The organism is Novosphingobium sp. TH158, assembly GCF_002855555.1.
Taxonomy (GTDB): Bacteria; Pseudomonadota; Alphaproteobacteria; order Sphingomonadales; family Sphingomonadaceae; genus Novosphingobium.
This window is the reverse complement of the sequence record NZ_PKRT01000001.1, coordinates 1,735,335-1,751,923: the sequence shown is the minus strand read 5'-3', so window position 1 is coordinate 1,751,923 and position 16,589 is coordinate 1,735,335. Positions and strand designations below refer to the sequence as shown.

The following is a 16,589-nucleotide window of genomic DNA, read 5'->3' as shown; positions in this document are numbered from 1 at the left end:
GAATGATATTCAATATACAGAATGACAAACCCCGAACTCGCCCCCAGTCTGGTCAAGGCCGTGAAAGACAGCAAGGCGCCCGCGATCAGCCGCGCGGCTGCTGTCCTGCGGCTCCTGGGAAAGAGCGAGGCGCCGCTGGGCCTCAATCCCATCGCGCGCGAACTGGGGCTCAATCCCAGCACCTGCCTTTACGTGCTGCGCGCGCTGGTTGCAGAGGAGCTGGTGGCCTTCGATGCAGCATCGAAGCGCTATTCGCTGGCCTCGGGCGTGCTGACGCTGGCGCGGTCATGGTTGCAGCGAGACCAGTTCGCCGAGCTTTCGCGCCCCGTGCTGGACCGGCTGGCGCAGGATTTCGGCGTGACGGTGCTCGGCGTGCAGATCTTCGGGCTGGACCATATCATCGCCGTGGGGGTGGCGCGCGGATCGACCGGGTTCCAGCTCGCTACCGAAGTGGGCAGCCGCTTTCCCGCGCTGATCAGCGCAACGGGCCGCTGCATCGCGGCCTTCGGCGGCTATGCCGAAAGCCGGCTCAAGGCCCGCTTCGAAGGTCTTCGGTGGGATAATCCGCCCAGCTTTGCCGAATGGATGGAGCAGGTGGAGCAGACCCGCGTGCAGGGCTTCGGCAGCGATGAGGGCAATTACATCGCCGGCGTCACCGTGCTTGCCGCGCCGGTATGGCAGGCGCCCGGCGCCCCGAGCCATGCGCTCGTCGCCATCGGGCTATCGGCGGCGCTGGAACGGGCAGGGCTGCCAGCGCTTCAGGCGGCACTGGTGGATGCCGCGCAGAACCTGACGCGGCAGATGGGAGCCTAGGCGCAGGTAAAGGTGCCGCGATCGAGCACCACGCGCTCTCCGGCCGCGATCGTGCGGAACTGCGCGCCGTTCCCCGTCTTCCAGATCTGCGTTTCCAGCCTGTCGCCCGGATAGACCGGCTTGGAGAAGCGCGCGTGCATGGCGCGGAAGCCGTCGGCATTCCCGCCGCACAGTTCGCCGAGCAGGGCGCGGCAGGCAAAGCCATAGGTGCCAAGGCCGTAAAGCACCGGCCGGTCGAAACCGTCGCGCCGGGCCCGGTCAAGCACCGTTCCATGCGGGTGGCGGTCTCCGGTCAGGCGGTAGATCAGCGACTGGTTCTTGCCCACCTGCTGCGTCACAACGGCATCGGGTGCCCGCTCCGGCTCCTGCCAGGGCGCTTCCCCGGGCGGTGTGCGGGGGCCGCCGAACCCGCCGAACCCTTGCGCAAACAGGTTCATGCGCGTGCAGCCAAGGTACTCGCCGCTATCGGCGAGGGTCAGGCGCGTTTCCATGCAGATGAGCGCGCCGGAACCCTTGTCATAGACCCCGGTCAGCACCTTGGAGAGGTTGACCGTGCCAGACAGCGGGATGGGGCGGGCCAGTTCCACGCCCTCTTCGCCGTGGACGAGGCCGACCGGGTGGCCGCCCTCGGTGACAAGGCCCAGCCGTTCCATCCAGTCGCTGTGCACGCCGATCAGGGCGAGGAAGGTGGGGATCACCTGCAGCGGCTGGCCGGGCGTGTTCTCGGTGGTGAAGTGCAGTTCGCGCTGGTTGTCTTCCAGCCCCGCGCCGACGCCCACCGCATAAAGCATCACCTTGTCGGCATCCCATGACCAGGTGCCCCTGGCCATTTCGGTGCCGACAAGGTGATCGTACCTGCTCATCGGGCAGCGGTCAGGCGGCGGGATTCCAGCCGATGACCGCCTTGATTTCGAGGTATTCGCTGAAGCCTTCGACGCCCCATTCGCGGCCGTTGCCCGACCGCTTGTAGCCGCCGAACGGCGCGTTGAAATCGAACCCGCCGTTCACCCAGATCGCGCCGGTGCGCATCTTGCGCGAAACGTCGCGCGCAACATCGAGGTTCTCGCCCGAAACGTAGCCGCCGAGGCCGAAGTTGGAATCGTTGGCTATTTCAACCGCGTGGTCGAGATCGTCATAGCCGATGATCACCAGCACCGGCCCGAAGATTTCCTCGCGCGCGATGACCATGTCGTTGGTGCCGACGAAGACGGTGGGCCTGACGAAGAAGCCCTTGTCCAGCCCGTCCGGGCGGCCAAGGCCACCGGCGATCAGTTCGGCGCCTTCGTCCAGGCCCTTCTGGATGTAGTCCTGGATGATGTTGTACTGGCTCTTCGAGACGACCGGACCCATGGCGAAATTGCCGGTGGGATCGCCGACCGAAACAGCATTGGCTGCCTCAGCCGCAGCGGCCTTGGCCTCGGCCATGCGCGACGCGGGCACCAGCAGGCGCGAACCGGCAGAGCAGGTCTGCCCGGAATTGCCCATCATGCCCGCCGTGGCGCCGGCGACGTTTGCCGTCATCGAGGCATCGTCGAGCACGATCCACGCGCTCTTGCCGCCCAGTTCCAGCCCGACGCGCTTGACCGTTTCGGCGGCGTCCTTCTGGATCTGCACGCCAACCGGTTCGGAACCGGTGAACGAGATCATGTCGACATCCTGGTGCGTGGAAAGCGCCGTTCCGATCACCGAGCCCTGGCCCTGGATCATGTTGAACACACCGGCGGGAACGCCTGCCGTGTGCAGGATCTCGGCGAGGATCTGGGCCGAATAGGGGGCCAGTTGCGGCGGCTTCAGGATCATGGTGCAGCCCGTGGCGAGGGCCGGCGCGATCTTTACGCAGGTTTGGTTCATCGGCCAGTTCCACGGCGTGATCAGGCCGCAGACGCCGATCGGTTCCTTGCGGATCAGGGTGACGCCGCGCTCTTCCTCGAACTTGTAGGTCTTGAGCACTTCCAGTGCCGTGCCGATGTGGCCCTTGCCCAGCAAGGTGTGGAAGCCGCAACCGAGCGACAGCGGCGCGCCCATTTCTTCGGTCACCGCTTCGCCCAGTTCGCGCTCGCGACGTTCGTATTCCGCCAGGATCGCGCCCATCAGGTCGATGCGCTCGGCCACGGTCGAAACCGACCAGGTGGCAAAGGCGCGGCGGGCGGCGGCCACGGCCTTGTCGACATCGGCGGGCGAGCCGAGCGAGATCGTGCCGGAAACTTCCTCGGTCGCCGGGTTGATCACTTCCGCAGTCTTGGGCGTGATCGGATCGACGAAAGCGCCGTCGATGTAGAACTGGGTGTAATTGCGCATGTCCTGCTCCCGAATCTGGTTTGGGTGCTGATTAAACGAAAGGCCCGCGCGGCGCCATCATGGCGCGGCGCGGGCCCATGAAACTGCCTCCCGGCCGCGAAGCTTACTGGGTGCCTTCGGCGTACCAGGTGCGGAAGCGTTCGTACTTCGGCATTTCTTCCGAGTTCGCCTTGGGATCTATCGGCACGTGGATCACCGAGGGACCGCCGCCTGCCTTGATGTGGGCATAGGCGCGCTCGATTGCCGGGCCGATTTCCTGCGCCGTGGCAACGAATTCGCCGCGCGCGCCAAGACCTTCGGCCAGCTTGTCGAAGCGGACCTTGTCGGACCAATGCGTGCCGGTTTCGGCAGTGCCCTGGCCGAAGGTGCGCTTGTAGACGCCCACTTCGAGGCCCCACTGGAAGTCCACCGCGACGACGCAGACCAGCGGCAGGTTCTTGCGGACCGCCACTTCGAGTTCGCCGATGTGGAACAGGAACGAGGAGTCCGAAGTGACCAGCATGCCCGGGCGGGCGACACCGGTTTCGGCCTGGTCGGCCAGCAGCGCGCCGTTGGCATAGGGCAGGCCTGTGCCGATGTGGCCGTAGTTCTGGTTCCAGATCACGTCATGCGGCTTGCACTGGTTATAGGTCCAGCCGAAGACCACCGATGCGCCGCCATCGCGGATCATGATGCCTTCGGGCGGGAAGGCCTTGGTCGCCTCGACGATGAAGCGGCTGGTGTGGCAGGCGACATTGCCGGTACCGTCGCTCTTGGTCAGGGTTTCCTCGGCCAGTTCGGCGAGTTCTTCCGCGCCGTCCTTCATGAAGCGGGCAAGACCCGGAGCTTCGGGGCGGCCTTCGCCAAGCGCGCGGGTAAGCTGCGGCACCACGGCGCGCACGTCACCCACCAGCGGGATGTCGATCGGGCGGTTGACGCCAATCGCCGTGGCATCCTGCTGCACGTAGATCCACTTGCGGCTGGCTTCGCCATCGTACCAGTGGCGCCAGCGGCCGAAGTGCAGCGGCTCGCCCAGTTCGGTGCCGAGTGCCACGACCACGTCGCATTCTTCCACCGCGTCGATCGAGGCGTCGGAGAAGACGTACTGGAAGGTGCGGTCTTCAAGGCCCTTGATGTAGCTGGTGCCGCCCGAGGTCTGGATGACCGGGCAGTTCATCTTGAGCGCCAGTTCCTTCACCGCTTCGCCCGACTTGGTGGTGTGCACCGCGTGGCCGACAAGCAGGATCGGGTTCTTGGCTTCCATGATCGCCTTGGCCGCTTCGGCCAGACGATCGCCGTCGGCGCCCTGCTGGGTCAGGCGATAGCGGCTCGGCGGCAGGATCGGGGTGTCTTCGACTTCCTCGAGGATCACGTTGGCCGGGTATTCGATGTAGCTCGGCCCCGGGGTGCCCGACATCGAGATGCGGATCGCCTCGCGGACGATTTCATCCACCTGGTCGGCATATTCGATCACGCCCGAATACTTCACCGAATCCTGGATCATCGGCTCCTGCCGGACGAACTGGATGCGGCCGCGGCGGACGCGCTGTTCGGTGATGCGAGCGCGCTGACCGCCCAGGAAGATCACCGGCGAGTTTTCGACCTTGCAGCACTGGATGGCGGGCATCAGGTTGGCCAGGCCCGGTCCGAGCGTGCCAAAGCAGACGGCGGGCTTGCCGGTGATGCGGCTGGCGGCTTCGGCCATGAAGCCGGCGGCAGCTTCGTGGCGCGGCGAGACGACGGTCCAGCCCCGGCTTTCCGCTTCGAGGCACAGGTGCACGAAGTTCGGGTCGGGGATGCCGAACAGGGTCTTGATGCCCTCGGCTTCCAGAAGGTCGAGAATGCGCTTGTAGACGGGAACGCCCTTGGGCTTGGCCTGGTTGGTGGTTGCAGGCGTGTCGGCGTAACTCATGGACAGATCCTCTTCGCGGCGCTCACGTGGCGCTATGACCGTGCGGGATTGCCCAAGTTGCCCGCCTCTCGCAATGGCCTAGCGGGACGCTCCGGCGATGGAATCGGACGCGCGCGCTGGCGGCTTGATCGTCCGGCGTGCTCCGCGCTAGCCACGCGGGATCACAGAGGAGCCCGTTTTCATGGCAAAGTTCGAAGCGCACCAGGCCGCAGACGTCCTGGCGATCCATCAGGTGATCAACGAATGGGCCTTCGAAATGGACGTGAACAACGGCCTCTCCATGGGCCCCTTGCTGACCGAGGACTGCCAGTATGTCGTGCGCGGCGAATGCCGTGACGGGCGCGACGCCGTCGTTGCCTTCTACACCGGCCGGCTGGGCGAATTCCCCGATGGTCCGCCGATCCACCGCCACGCGCTGGCCAATCACCGGGTCACCTTCAAGTCGGCGGACGAAGCGCGCTGCGACTTCAACCTGACCTATTTCTCCAGCGTCGTCGCGGCCATGGGCGCAGACCTTGCCGATCCGCTGTCCTACGCCGACGTGTGGATGGACGTGCGCCGCTGCGAAGACGGGCACTGGCGCATCGCCAGCTTCGATTCGAAGCCGGTGTTCGTGCGCAGCCCCAAAAAGTAGCCGCGCACTCATGCCATCCCGGCGCGGGCCGGGACGCGCGGCGGCCCCTCAATCGCCGTGAACGACCTTGACCTGCGTGGCCTCGCCATTGGGGCCCATGGGCGAATCGTATTCGATCACGGTGCAGACCGGGTTGGCGTGGCTGGCGAAGAGGTTTTCCTCATCCTCCTTGATCGCCGGCAGCCGCTCGGGATCGGAAATCACGCGCTGTGAATTCTCGAAGTCCTCGCGGCTGTTCCACCAGATTTCCATGATGCAGTCATAGCCCGGATCATGCACCTCGCCGGTCACGGGGTTCTTTTCCGGCACCAGATAACGGCGGACATAGCGCTGGGCATTGGGCAGCGAAGGTGCGCGGCCCTGCCGCTTCGACAGCTGCGAATGCTGGTTCTCGTAATAGTCGAGGAACTCGTCCATCGTCATGTCGGGGCGCTTGCGGAAGAAGCAGATCTGCTTGAACATCCGGCTTACTCCGCCTTCAGCGCCAGCACCGAACCTTCGCCGTTGCCGGCGATGTAGATCGTTCCGTCCGCTGCCGCGGCGAGCCCGGAGAAGGTCCACATCGGGCCGCAGAAGATGCCGATCCCGCCAAGGCGCGGCATGATCATGCCTTCTGGCGCACCGACCGGAAGGCTTGAGGCGAGCACCCGGCGGCCACCGCCGGAAAGGTCGGCCTGCACCAGTTCCTTGGCCTTTACGTCGAGCACGTGCAGCTTGCCGCCGGAAATCACCAGTCCTTCGGGCTGGCCAAGTCCGTCGATCAGCGTTTCCGCCTTGCCGCCGGCGATGGTGACGACGCGGCCCGCATCGGTTTCGGAAACGTAGATCGTGCCGTCGGGGCCGATCGCCACGCCGGTCGGATAGCTGAGGCCGCTGGCCAGGTCCTCGACATTGCCGCCCTTCGCGCTCTGCACCTTGCCGGTCTGGGCATCGGTGAAGACAACTGCGCCGTCAGCGGCCAGGGCTACGCCCACCGGCACGCCAAGGCCGGCGGCGAGAACTTCGCTCTCCTCGGCAGCCGGGCGGAACTTCGCCACCGTACCGGCAGCGGTGGTCACTATCCATTCGCCCGGGGCAGAGGCGGCGACGCCGCGCGTCCAGCCGGGGAAGCCGTTGGAGAACAGGTGGCCGACGAGGTCCGGCTCGCCATCGCCCTTGGTATAGACGAAGCCGCCATCAGCGATGAACAGCGTGCCGTCCGCCGCCACGGCAAGGCCAAGCGGCCATTGCAGGCCCCGCTCGATCAGCGGCTTGGCCGTGCCGGGCGCGGTGATCTCGTGAATCGAGCCGGTGATGTGCGAGACGAAGATGCGCTTGCCGACAAAGGTGACGTTATCGAGCCCCGGCCCGATATTGGCCAGCACCTCGCTGGAGCCGGTGCGCGGATCGATCTTCAGCACCTGCCCGGAATGCACCTGGGTGGAAACGATGTAGCCGTCCGGGTGGAACTTCACCGAATCGGGCACGCCAAGGTCCTTGGCGACCACTTCCGGTTCGCCGCCATCCAGGCCGATGCGCCAGATCTCGTTGGCGCCCTGCGCCGGGAAATAGAGCTTGCCATCGGGGCCGACATCGAAGGCGTTGACCATGGGCACGTGTTCAAGCAGCACCTTGGGCGCGCCCCCGTTGCGGTCCAGTTCCATGATGCGCGCATCGAGGGTCAGCTCGCCGACGATCAGGCGACCCTGGTGGAAGGTGATCGGATTGGCCGTGTTGATTTCGCCCTGCAGCACGCGCGCCTTGCCGTTCGGCTCGAGCACCGAAACGCGGTTCAGCGTGATTTCGGTGCAGTAAAGATTGCCCGCATCGTCGAACACCAGGTCGTCGGGCGCGGTGATGCCGCCGCCGATCGCGGTCAGCGCCCGCACTTCGCCGCTGTCGGGATCGACGGTGGAGACGCGGCTGCCGGAAACCTGCGCGACATAAAGCTTGCCATCGGCCCCGGTGCGCATGCCGTTGGCACCGGAAAGGCGGCTGGGAGCCGTCACACGTGACAGGCTGTAGCCTTCGGCGACTTCCGCAGCCGGGTTTTCCGCGGGGCGACCGCTCACGTGCACCATGCAATCCTCTCCTCGAATCCGTTCGCGCACAGTGTTCCGCCTTGGCGGTTGGAGTGCAACCGCCAATCGCAAGGCATCGCCAAGGCGCGGGGTCAAGGCGCGGGGCCAAGGCGAGGGGAACGGTTCAGTCGAAGTCGATGGCCAGGCGCGGGATATCGCCCTCGATCTCGCCGAAAGGCGTGGCATAGGCGGTTACGGGCACGCCAAGGTCGCGGCCGATATCCATGGTTTCGCCATTGCCTGCCGGCGTGACGATCCGCGTCGGCATGTCGCCGCGCGCAATCTCGCTGCCGTTGGCGCTGAGGATGACCGTCGCGCTGTCGGCCCCGGCCTTGGGCTCGTAGCGCAGGGTCAGCTTCGCGCCTCCCTGCGGCAGCCTCCCTTCGGCGCGCAGCGTGGCCATTTCCCGCGGGTCGGTGGATTTTGCCCAGGCGAAGGCGGGCCTGCCGCCATCGAGGTAGAGGCTCAACCCGCCGAACTTGCTGCCCCAGGCGAGCACCACGCCCGAGGCTTCCGCCTTGTCGAGCCGGAGGTCGGCGCTGATCGTGAACCTGCGCGCGCCAAGGAAGGGAGCAGAGCCCACGGCGGGCATGGACACGTCCTTGCCCCAATAGACGTAGTTCTTGCGCGATGCGCCCGATGCCACGCGGTCGGAACGGTCCATTGCGCGGCGGGTGTCGATCGGTAACACGTTGTTGCGCTCCGCCTCGCGCTTCCACAGCGCGAGCATCTCGGCCAGCCGCTCCGGTTCCTTCGTGGCAAGGTCGGTGGCCTGCGCGAAGTCCTTTTCAAGGTTGTAGAGCGACCACTTGACCGGCGCGGGCGTCGATTCCTCCTTCCAGGACGGACGGCCATCGTCGCCCGAGAGGAACCAGCCATCGTGATAAAGGCCGATCTTGCCGCCGATCTCGAAATACTGGGTGCGTGGCTTGCCGGCCTCGCAGGAAGAGAGCGAACCGACCAGGCTTTGCCCGTCCATCGCCTTCTGCCGCACGCCATAGACCGTTTCCGGCGCGGGCAGCTTCGCCGCTTCCAGCACGGTCGGCGCAATGTCGACAAGGTGCGAGAACTGCGCGCAGACCGATCCCGGCTGCTTCACCTTGCCCGGCCAGGAAAGCACCATGCCGTTGCGGATGCCGCCCAGCATCGAAGGCATCTGCTTTACCCAGCGCAGCGGCGTGTTCATCGCCCACGCCCAGCCCACCGGATAGCTGCCATAGGTGTCCGCGCTGCCCAGCTTCTCGGTATTGGCGAGCATCCAGTCCTCGCGCTCGTCATGGGTGATGATGCCGCGCAGCTCGTTGATCGTTCCGGGAGGGCCAGCCTCGCCGCTGGCGCCGTTGTCGCCCTGGATGATCGAGACGAGCGTGTTGCCGGCAAGGCCCATGCGCTCAAGCTCGTCGATCACCCGGCCGATCTGTTCGTCCTGATAGACCATCTGCGCCGCGGCCACTTCCATCGATCGGGCGGCAAAGGCCTTCTGCGCGGGGGAGAGCGAAGCCCATGCGGGGATCTCCGCCGGGCGCGGGGTCAGCTTCGTGCCCTTGGGGATGATGCCCTGGTCGATCTGGCGCCGGTAGGTTTCCTCGCGCAGCTTGTCCCAGCCCTGGTCGAACCTGCCCTTGAAGCGGGCGATGTATTCGGCCGGCGCCTGGTGCGGTGCATGGGTGGAACCCGGAGCCCAGTAGACGAAGAAGGGCTTGTCCGGCGCGGCGGCGTTCTGGTTGTGGACATAGCGGATGATGTCGTCGGCAAACCGCTTGTCGAGCAAGTCTCCCTTGCCCTCGCGCTGGTCCACCCGGCTGGTGCCGCGGTGGAGGATCGGCGAATACTGGTCCACATCGCCGTGCACGAAGCCGAAGAAGTATTCGAAGCCCAGCCCGGTCGGCCAGGCATCGAACGGTCCGGCCTCGCTGCGATCGGTGCTGGGCATGTTGTGATGCTTGCCGAACATCGCCGTGTTGTAGCCATTGAGGCGCAGCACCTGCGCGATGCTGGCCGTTTCAGGCAGGATGCGGCCGGTATAGCCGGGGAAGCCCACCGGCAGGTCCGACAGATAGCCGACGCCCGTCTGGTGGTGATTGCGCCCGGTTAGCAGCGCCGCGCGGCTGGGAGAACAGACGCCGGTGGTGTGGAACCGGTTGTAGCGCTGGCCCTGCGCGGCCAGCCGGTCCATGTTCGGTGTCGGCACCGGTCCGCCGAAGGTGCTGGCCATCGAAAAGCCGACATCGTCGCTCATCAGCACGAGCACGTTGGGCGCGCCCTGCGGTGCGCGCACCGGTTGCAGGCGGGCGGGCTTCGACTGGGCGATGGTCTCGCCGATGGTGCCGTCGAAGGGCGCGGCGGGAACGGGCAGCACGGTGCGGCTGGCCTGCGCGGCGAGACCCTGGCCCAGGACGAGCGCGGTAAGCGCGGTCCCCAGCTTGAGCATCCTGGCGGCTCTGGTCATGCCTGTTTCTCCTGTGCGGCAACCGGCTTGCGGCGAACGATGGGGTAGAGCAGTTCCTCGCTCCAGTGCGCGGTCGGTCCCGGATTGCCATAGCGCCACGGCCGGCCTTCCGGGATGTGCAGGGTGCCGAACAGCCAGTCCCACAGCGAAAGCACGGTGCCGAAATTGCGATAGCCGGCGCCGTCCTTGCCATAGCCGTGGTGAGTGTGGTGCAGGCCGGGCGAGACGAAGACGTGTTCCAGCGCGCGGAAAGCCGGGCCGAAGCGCGGATGGGCGCGCACCCGGTCATCCCAGCGGAAGTTGCAGTGGGTGATCGCGTTCCATGCCGAAAGCGCCAGCGTTACCCCCGCAGCGGCGGCGGGCTGGCCCAGGTGGACGCCGAGCGCGATCGTCAGCGCGGCGGGGAAGATCAGGTACCAGAACACGTTGACGCGGAACATCAGCACAATGTTCATGTGCCTGCCCGAATGATGGGTGCGATGCAGCTTCCACAACAGGGGCAGGCGCGCCTTGCGGTTCTCGTGCGCCCAGCGGTGGACCCAGTAGAAGACGAATTCGGTGAGCAGCAGCAGCCCTGCGAAGACCAGCCACGGGTTGGCACCGGCAAGCGCGCCCTTGGTCGCGGGCGCAACCGCGCCATAGGCGGCAGTGATAAGGCCGGTGGTGATGGGGCCGATCAGCTGGCGGCCCAGCAGCGATCCCGCGATCAGCGGCACATCGCCCTTTTCATAGGCCCCGCGATGCCTGCCAGCCAGGATTTCCAGCACGAACAGGACGGCGGTGCCGGCATAGACCAGCAGGAAGTACTGCATCATGGAACGGTTCTCCCCTCCGGCGCGGCGGCCTGTGCTTGCGGGCAGAGGATAGGCAGGGCATGAATGCAGTCAAATGCATCTTTATGCCGATTTGCATGAGTCAAAGACATGAATATCGACCTTGCCCGCCTGCGCCATATCCTTGCTGTCGAGCGCACACGCTCGTTCTCGCGGGCGGCGCAGGAATGCCACATCACCCAGCCCGCGCTCAGCCGCTCCATCGCCGCGTTCGAGGTGCAGCACGGCGTGCGCCTGTTCGAGAGGAGCCGGGGCGGCGTGGTGCCGACCGCGGCCGGACGGCTGGTGGCCGAACAGGCGCAGGCGATGCTCGCCGCAGCCAATGACCTTGAGCGCGACCTGCGGCTCTATGGCAGGGGAGAGGCAGGGCGGGTCAGCTTCGGCATCGGCCCCCTGCTCGCGGCGCTGCTGCTGCCGCAGATCAGCCGCAACCTGCTGAATGCCAGCCCCCGGCTGGCGCTCAAGGCGGTGGTCCGGCCCGGAGACCTCATTTCCGAACTGCTCGCCGACAATCTCGAACTGGTCTTCGCCAATGCCTGGCACCTGGGCGATCAGGCCGAACTGGTGATCGAACCTGTGGGCGCCTTCCGCCTTGCCCTGCTGGCGCGCGCCGGCCACCCGCTGGCCGGACGGGAAGGGCTGCTGCTGGCAGACCTTGCCCCCTATCCCTCAGCCGCTGCCGTCGATGCATCGGCCGCCGTCGCGGGAGCCGGCGCAGGGCTGGTCTGCGACAATTACCATGTCCTGCACGAAACCGTGCTGGGAACCGATTGCATCATGCTGTCCTGCCCGGCGCTCGTCGCGCAGGATATTGCGGCGGGCCGCATCGTCGTTCTCGACGTGGCAGACCAGGTCGCCCGGCGCAGCGAGATCGTCATGGCACGCCGGCGCGGGCGCAAGCTTTCCCCGGCGGCAGAGGCGCTGGCGCAGACCCTGCGCGAAAAGCTGGCGGAACTGCCCGATCAGCCCTGACTGCCGACCACGCCGAAGCTTTGCCCCAGATGCTCGCCGAAACCGCCTTCGGCCGGGTGGAAGGTGAAGTTGTTCGACGTGTCGCGGATCGCGGCAAGGTTGCTGGCGACATCGTCGATCGACCAGTCCTTCTGCCAGACCCCGTGCGTCTCGGTAACATAGACCCGCGCCATGCGACCGGCGACCGCGGCGAAGATTTCGGCGGAAACGGCGCAGTCTTCGTGGCTCAGATAGCCGACCATGGGTGCCACCAGTGCCGGGTCCATCGGCGGGAACTGGCTGACATCGATCCCTTCGGACATGCGGGTGACCGCGCCGGGCAGGATGATGTTGCTCTTCACGCCGAATTCGTTGCCTTCCACGCTGATCGCGTTGTTGAGGCCGATCATGCTGGCCTTCGACATGGCGTAATGCACCGTCTGCGGCATGGTATAGATGCCGCCGATCGAGCCGGTGAGCACGACGCGGCCATAGCCTGCGGCTTTCATCCGGGGGAAGGCGGGCTGGACCACGTTGAACGCGCCCAGCATGTGCACGTCGACAAGGCTGCGGAAGGCCTCGTGCGTGATCTCGTCAAGCGGATCGAAGCGGGTGTTGCCGGCATTGTGGATCAGCACGTCGATCCGCCCCCAGCTGTCGAGCGCGGCATCGACGATGGCCTTGCCGCCCTCTGGCGTGGCGACGCTTTCGGTGCAGGCGACCGCTTCGCCGCCGGCGGCCTTGATCCGGTCCACCGCCTGCTGGGCAACCGAACTGTCCTTGCCCGATCCGTCGAGCGAGGACCCGTTGTCGTTGATCACGACCTTCGCGCCAAGGCCGGCAAGGAGCTCGGCATAGGCAAAGCCGAGCCCGCGGCCCGAACCGGTAATCACGGCCACGCGGCCATCGAAGCGACGCTGTGTCATCATGCTCTCCAGAAGTGTCAGACCGGTCCGAAAATCGGTGCGCCGCGTTCTTCGCGCAGCGAGGGGATCGTGCGGCCATCCTTGTCGGTCACGCCATAGGCCTCGGCCAGTTCGGCAACGATCCAGCTGCCCCCGGTGCGTTCCATCCGGTCGGGCGCGGCGGCCAGTGCGGCAATGACGCGGCCGGGGAATTCGGGGCTGGAGCCGACCGCGGAATTCAGCTGGCTGGCCATTCCGGGAACCGTCTTCAGGTTTTCGATCGCCCGTTCGGTATAGGTGAAGCCCTGCCACAGCGAGACGCTTGCCACGCCGTGCGGTTTCAGTTCCACGCCCATGTCGCGCGCCATGCGGTCGGTCGCGGACTTGGCCGTGCCGAACATGACGTCGTAGGTATAGGTCCGCCCGACATAGCCGGACATGAAGGCGATAAGGCCGCTCTTTTGCGGAACCATGATCTTCGCGGCGTGGTGGCTGGCGATGAAGGCCGCGCGCACGCCGGTTTCCCAGATGTCCCATTCATCCGCCAGCGGCTTTTCCCAGAAGCCCTTGCGCTCGGTCATGGAGGGCGGGATCGACATGGCATTGTTCACCAGCACGTCCAGCCGGCCCTGTTCGGCCTTTACCCGGGCAAACAGCGCTTCGATGGCGGCATCGTCATGCAGGTCGAGCGCCACGCCCACGCCCTTGCCGCCGCGTGCCTCGATCTCGGTGAGCGTTTCGCCGATGGTGCCGGGCAGGGGATGGGCACCGGCATCGACCGTGCGGGCGGTGACGTAGACCGTGGCGCCGGCCTCTGCCAGCACGCAGGCCGTGCCCTTGCCGATGCCGCGACTGGCCCCGGTGACGACCGCAACCTTGCCTTCCAGCGGCCGCATCAGAACGGCTTGCCGGCGAAGAAGGCCACGCTGGCATCGTCCTTAACCCGGCCGGTATAGTTGGGCCCGTGGAAGGGATAGCCCATGATGCCCTGACTCCAGTCGGCGCTCTGGCCCCAGTCCTGGTACCAGTCATACAGCATGGTGCGGTGGGCAATGGCCCATTTGCCGTCGCGCTTTTCCATGGTGTCGAGATAGCGGCCGCCGATGCAGGTATCACGCTCGCCGGTTTCCGGCCCCATGTCGACCCGGTGGTAGGAGATGACATAGGTTTCGGCCTTGGCCGATGCGCCGTCCAGATCGATTACCGTCTGGCCAAGCACGTGCTGGGTGTTGGTGATGGCATCCGCCCCCGGCGTTACCCAGGCGAGGTATTCGGGGAAGGAACCCTTGTACATGGCATAGTCGAAGGTCGAATCCGGCCAGAAGCAGGCGGACAGAACCTCGGGCTGGCGGCGGTCTTCGCCACGCGCAAGGCGGGCGATGCAGTCGCGGATGGCTTCCTTGTCGATCAGGGCTTGCAGGGCGGGTTCCATGTCGCTGTTTCTCCCAAAATGCGGCCCCTTTGATTGCGGCTTCTCGCCCCCGGCGCAAGCGTCGCGGCGATATCGGGTGTCCACGGTGCAAAAGCAGTGGCGGCTCCGGCAATTGCGCAGAAAAACGGGATCAGGATTCAGACGGGAGGAGATCGCGTGAAGCAGCTTGAAGGCAAGGTGGCCGTGGTGACCGGGGCAGGGCAAGGCGTCGGGCGCGGCATTGCCCGGGCACTGGCCGCAGCGGGCGCGCGCGTGGTTCTGGCCGGGCGGACGCTGGAAAAGTGCGAAAAGGTGCTGGCCGAGATCGAGGCCGAGGGCGGCTCCGGCCTGGCGCTGGCCTGCAACGTGGCAGAGCGTGAGGAGTGCGAGGCGCTGATCGGACGCACCGTCGCGGTGTTCGGGCGGCTCGATGTTCTGGTCAACAATGCCCATACCTCGCGCCCCATGGTCGGGGTGGAAGATACCCGCGACAAGGACTTGGCGCTCGCCTTCCAGGGCTTTCACGGCGGGTTCCACTGCATGCGCGCCGCCTTCCCGCATCTCAAGGCGGCGAAAGGCCGGGTCATCAACCTTGGCTCGGTTGCCGGGATCCGGGGCGATGCCGGCTTTGGTGCCTATGCCGCCGCCAAGGAAGCCGTGCGCGGGCTCAGCCGCGTGGCCGCACGCGAATGGGGCGTGCACGGGATCACCGTAAACGTGATCTGCCCCTTCTCGGAATCGCCGGGGGTGGAATACATGATCGATACCCAGCCCGGCTTCATTGACGAGCTGACGGAGCAGACCTCCATGAAGCGCCTGGGCAACAGCCGCGAGGACGTGGGCGCTACCGTGGTATTCCTATGCGGCCCCGGTGGCAGCTATATCACCGGGCAGACGATCAACGTCGACGGCGGCATCTGGATCGCCCCGTGACCGATCGCGCCGCCGCCCGCGACCTTGCCCATGCCTTCATCGCCGCCGTGCGCGAAGGGCACCTGCCCGACAGCCTGCTGACCGATGACATGACCGGATGGATCACCACCGGCGGCACCGTTTCCAGGGCCGCCTACCAGGGCATGATCGCCAGCCTGAAGCAGATGCTCGACGGGCCGATCGAGATGACCGTCGATGCCATCACCGCCGAGGACGATCGCGTGGTGATAGAGGCGCATTCGCAGGCGCGGCTGGTCAATGGCGAAAGCTATGCCAACACCTATGTCTATGTCCTGCGGGTGCGCGATGGGCGGTTCTGTTCGATTGCCGAACACTACAACGCGCTGGTCGCCCGGGAAAAGCTGGTGCCCCTGATGAAGCAGCTGAATTCGGAAGGGAAAATGCCATGAAGGCCATCCGCCTGCGCCACCCGGCGGGTTACGACAACCTGCGGCTGGAGGAATGGACCGCACCGGCCCCCGGCCCGGGCGAGATCAGGGTGCGGCTGCACGCGGCCTCGCTCAACTTCCGCGACATGCTGGTGGCCAAGGGCTTCTTCCCGACGGTCGACGGCATCGTGCCGCTGTCCGACGGTGCGGGCGAGGTGATCGCGGTGGGCGAAGGCGTGAGCGAATTCGCGCCGGGCGATGCGGTCGTCTCCACCTTTCACCCCACCTGGCGCGATGGGCACGTCGAGCGGGCAGAGCTGAACGCCAGCCCGGGCGGCCCGGCCGATGGCTTTGCCGCGCAGGAAGTGACGCGCCCCGTGGCCAGCTTCACCCTTGCGCCTGCCGGGCTCAGCCATGCCGAAGCCGCAACGCTGACCTGCGCCGGGGTTACCGCATGGCGCGCACTGGCCAACGGGCCGATCCGTCCGGGCCAGACCGTGCTGGTCGAAGGCACCGGCGGCGTCTCTCTTTTCGCGCTCCAGTTTGCCAAGGCGGCGGGGGCAACCGTGATCGCCACCAGTTCGAGCGCGGACAAGCTTGCCCGGCTGGCGCAACTCGGCGCGGATCACGTGGTCAATTACCGCAAGACGGAGAAGTGGGGAGAAGCCGTGCTGGCGCTGACCGGCGGGCTTGGCGTCGAGCACGTGATCGAAGTCGGCGGACCTCATTCGCTGCCACAGTCGCTGGTCGCGGCGCGGACCGGCGGGCATGTCGCGATCATCGGCGCGGCGGGCGGTTTCGATATCGATACGATCCCCTTCGCCATCACCCAGGCCAAGCGCCTGCGCCTGCAGGGCGTGACCGTGGGATCGCGGCGGGACCAGACGGACATGGTCCGCGCGATCGAGGCCAACGGCATCCGCCCGGTGATCGACAGCCGCTTCCCGCTTGAACGGCTGGCCGATGCCTTCCGCCATCTCGAAAGCGGGGCGCATTTCGGCAAGATCGTGATAGATATCTGA

At 66.3% G+C, this 16,589-nt stretch carries 16 protein-coding genes; 6 read left to right on the top strand and 10 right to left on the bottom strand.

The genetic code is table 11. From position 1 onward, the window contains the following. Nucleotides 1-21 precede the first annotated feature (21 nt). Nucleotides 22-813 (top strand): IclR family transcriptional regulator, encoded by a 792-nt coding sequence (locus C0V78_RS08630; protein WP_101797345.1) that lies wholly within the window; start codon nucleotides 22-24, stop codon nucleotides 811-813. Here the strand turns inward: C0V78_RS08630 and C0V78_RS08625 are convergent. From C0V78_RS08625 to C0V78_RS08615, 3 genes are all read right to left on the bottom strand, one after another. Next, on the bottom strand, nucleotides 810-1,676 hold the full coding sequence (locus tag C0V78_RS08625; RefSeq protein WP_101797344.1) for a MaoC/PaaZ C-terminal domain-containing protein: 867 nt from the start codon (nucleotides 1,674-1,676) through the stop codon (nucleotides 810-812). The genes C0V78_RS08630 and C0V78_RS08625 overlap by 4 nt on opposite strands. Before the next feature lie 10 nt (nucleotides 1,677-1,686). Beyond that, on the bottom strand, nucleotides 1,687-3,111 hold the full coding sequence (locus tag C0V78_RS08620; RefSeq protein ID WP_101797343.1) for an aldehyde dehydrogenase family protein: 1,425 nt from the start codon (nucleotides 3,109-3,111) through the stop codon (nucleotides 1,687-1,689). A gap of 103 nt (nucleotides 3,112-3,214) precedes the next feature. Continuing rightward, the gene (locus C0V78_RS08615) at nucleotides 3,215-5,002 is read right to left on the bottom strand and encodes a thiamine pyrophosphate-binding protein (protein WP_101797342.1); all 1,788 of its coding nucleotides are present in this window, start codon (nucleotides 5,000-5,002) and stop codon (nucleotides 3,215-3,217) included. Between the two features lie 181 nt (nucleotides 5,003-5,183). On the opposite strand from C0V78_RS08615, the gene C0V78_RS08610 reads away from it, so the two are divergent. Further along, a complete protein-coding gene (locus tag C0V78_RS08610) occupies nucleotides 5,184-5,636 on the top strand; it encodes a nuclear transport factor 2 family protein (RefSeq protein WP_101797341.1) in 453 nt (150 codons plus the stop codon). Between the two features lie 48 nt (nucleotides 5,637-5,684). Here C0V78_RS08610 and C0V78_RS08605 read toward each other — a convergent pair whose 3' ends face one another. From C0V78_RS08605 to C0V78_RS08590, 4 genes are all read right to left on the bottom strand, one after another. Further along, nucleotides 5,685-6,098, bottom strand: a complete 414-nt coding sequence (locus C0V78_RS08605) for an EthD domain-containing protein (RefSeq protein ID WP_101797340.1) — start codon at nucleotides 6,096-6,098, stop codon at nucleotides 5,685-5,687. Between the two features lie 5 nt (nucleotides 6,099-6,103). Next, the gene (locus C0V78_RS08600) at nucleotides 6,104-7,687 is read right to left on the bottom strand and encodes an SMP-30/gluconolactonase/LRE family protein (protein ID WP_254049866.1); all 1,584 of its coding nucleotides are present in this window, start codon (nucleotides 7,685-7,687) and stop codon (nucleotides 6,104-6,106) included. Between the two features lie 133 nt (nucleotides 7,688-7,820). Then, complete coding sequence (locus tag C0V78_RS08595) at nucleotides 7,821-10,145, bottom strand: arylsulfatase (RefSeq protein ID WP_254049865.1); 2,325 nt, start codon at nucleotides 10,143-10,145, stop codon at nucleotides 7,821-7,823. Then, nucleotides 10,142-10,960, bottom strand: coding sequence for a sterol desaturase family protein (locus C0V78_RS08590; protein WP_101797337.1), 819 nt, complete (start codon nucleotides 10,958-10,960; stop codon nucleotides 10,142-10,144). The genes C0V78_RS08595 and C0V78_RS08590 overlap by 4 nt, the downstream gene beginning before the upstream one ends. Nucleotides 10,961-11,068: 108 nt before the next feature. Here C0V78_RS08590 and C0V78_RS08585 point away from each other — a divergent pair, with 108 nt between their 5' ends. After that, nucleotides 11,069-11,950 carry a LysR family transcriptional regulator gene (locus tag C0V78_RS08585; RefSeq protein ID WP_101797336.1) on the top strand — a complete coding sequence of 294 codons (882 nt, stop codon included), beginning with the start codon at nucleotides 11,069-11,071 and terminating at the stop codon, nucleotides 11,948-11,950. On the opposite strand, the gene C0V78_RS08580 is transcribed toward C0V78_RS08585, so the two are convergent. The 3 genes from C0V78_RS08580 to C0V78_RS08570 are packed head-to-tail and all read right to left on the bottom strand — an operon-like array spanning nucleotide 11,941 to nucleotide 14,266. Then, entirely contained in the window at nucleotides 11,941-12,855 is a 915-nt protein-coding gene (locus tag C0V78_RS08580) for an SDR family NAD(P)-dependent oxidoreductase (protein WP_101798271.1), read from the bottom strand. The genes C0V78_RS08585 and C0V78_RS08580 overlap by 10 nt on opposite strands. A 17-nt stretch (nucleotides 12,856-12,872) precedes the next feature. Further along, complete coding sequence (locus C0V78_RS08575; protein ID WP_101797335.1) at nucleotides 12,873-13,730, bottom strand: SDR family NAD(P)-dependent oxidoreductase; 858 nt, start codon at nucleotides 13,728-13,730, stop codon at nucleotides 12,873-12,875. Continuing rightward, nucleotides 13,730-14,266, bottom strand: coding sequence for a nuclear transport factor 2 family protein (locus tag C0V78_RS08570; RefSeq protein ID WP_101797334.1), 537 nt, complete (start codon nucleotides 14,264-14,266; stop codon nucleotides 13,730-13,732). The genes C0V78_RS08575 and C0V78_RS08570 overlap by 1 nt, the downstream gene beginning before the upstream one ends. A gap of 156 nt (nucleotides 14,267-14,422) precedes the next feature. On the opposite strand from C0V78_RS08570, the gene C0V78_RS08565 reads away from it, so the two are divergent. Genes C0V78_RS08565 through C0V78_RS08555 form a run of 3 tightly spaced genes read left to right on the top strand, consistent with a single transcriptional unit; the run spans nucleotide 14,423 to nucleotide 16,589 of the window. Further along, the gene (locus C0V78_RS08565) at nucleotides 14,423-15,178 is read left to right on the top strand and encodes an SDR family NAD(P)-dependent oxidoreductase (protein ID WP_101797333.1); all 756 of its coding nucleotides are present in this window, start codon (nucleotides 14,423-14,425) and stop codon (nucleotides 15,176-15,178) included. Next, on the top strand, nucleotides 15,175-15,588 hold the full coding sequence (locus tag C0V78_RS08560) for a nuclear transport factor 2 family protein (protein WP_158241515.1): 414 nt from the start codon (nucleotides 15,175-15,177) through the stop codon (nucleotides 15,586-15,588). Before C0V78_RS08565 ends, C0V78_RS08560 begins: the two co-directional genes overlap by 4 nt. Then, nucleotides 15,585-16,589 (top strand): NAD(P)-dependent alcohol dehydrogenase, encoded by a 1,005-nt coding sequence (locus C0V78_RS08555; protein WP_101797331.1) that lies wholly within the window; start codon nucleotides 15,585-15,587, stop codon nucleotides 16,587-16,589. The genes C0V78_RS08560 and C0V78_RS08555 overlap by 4 nt, the downstream gene beginning before the upstream one ends.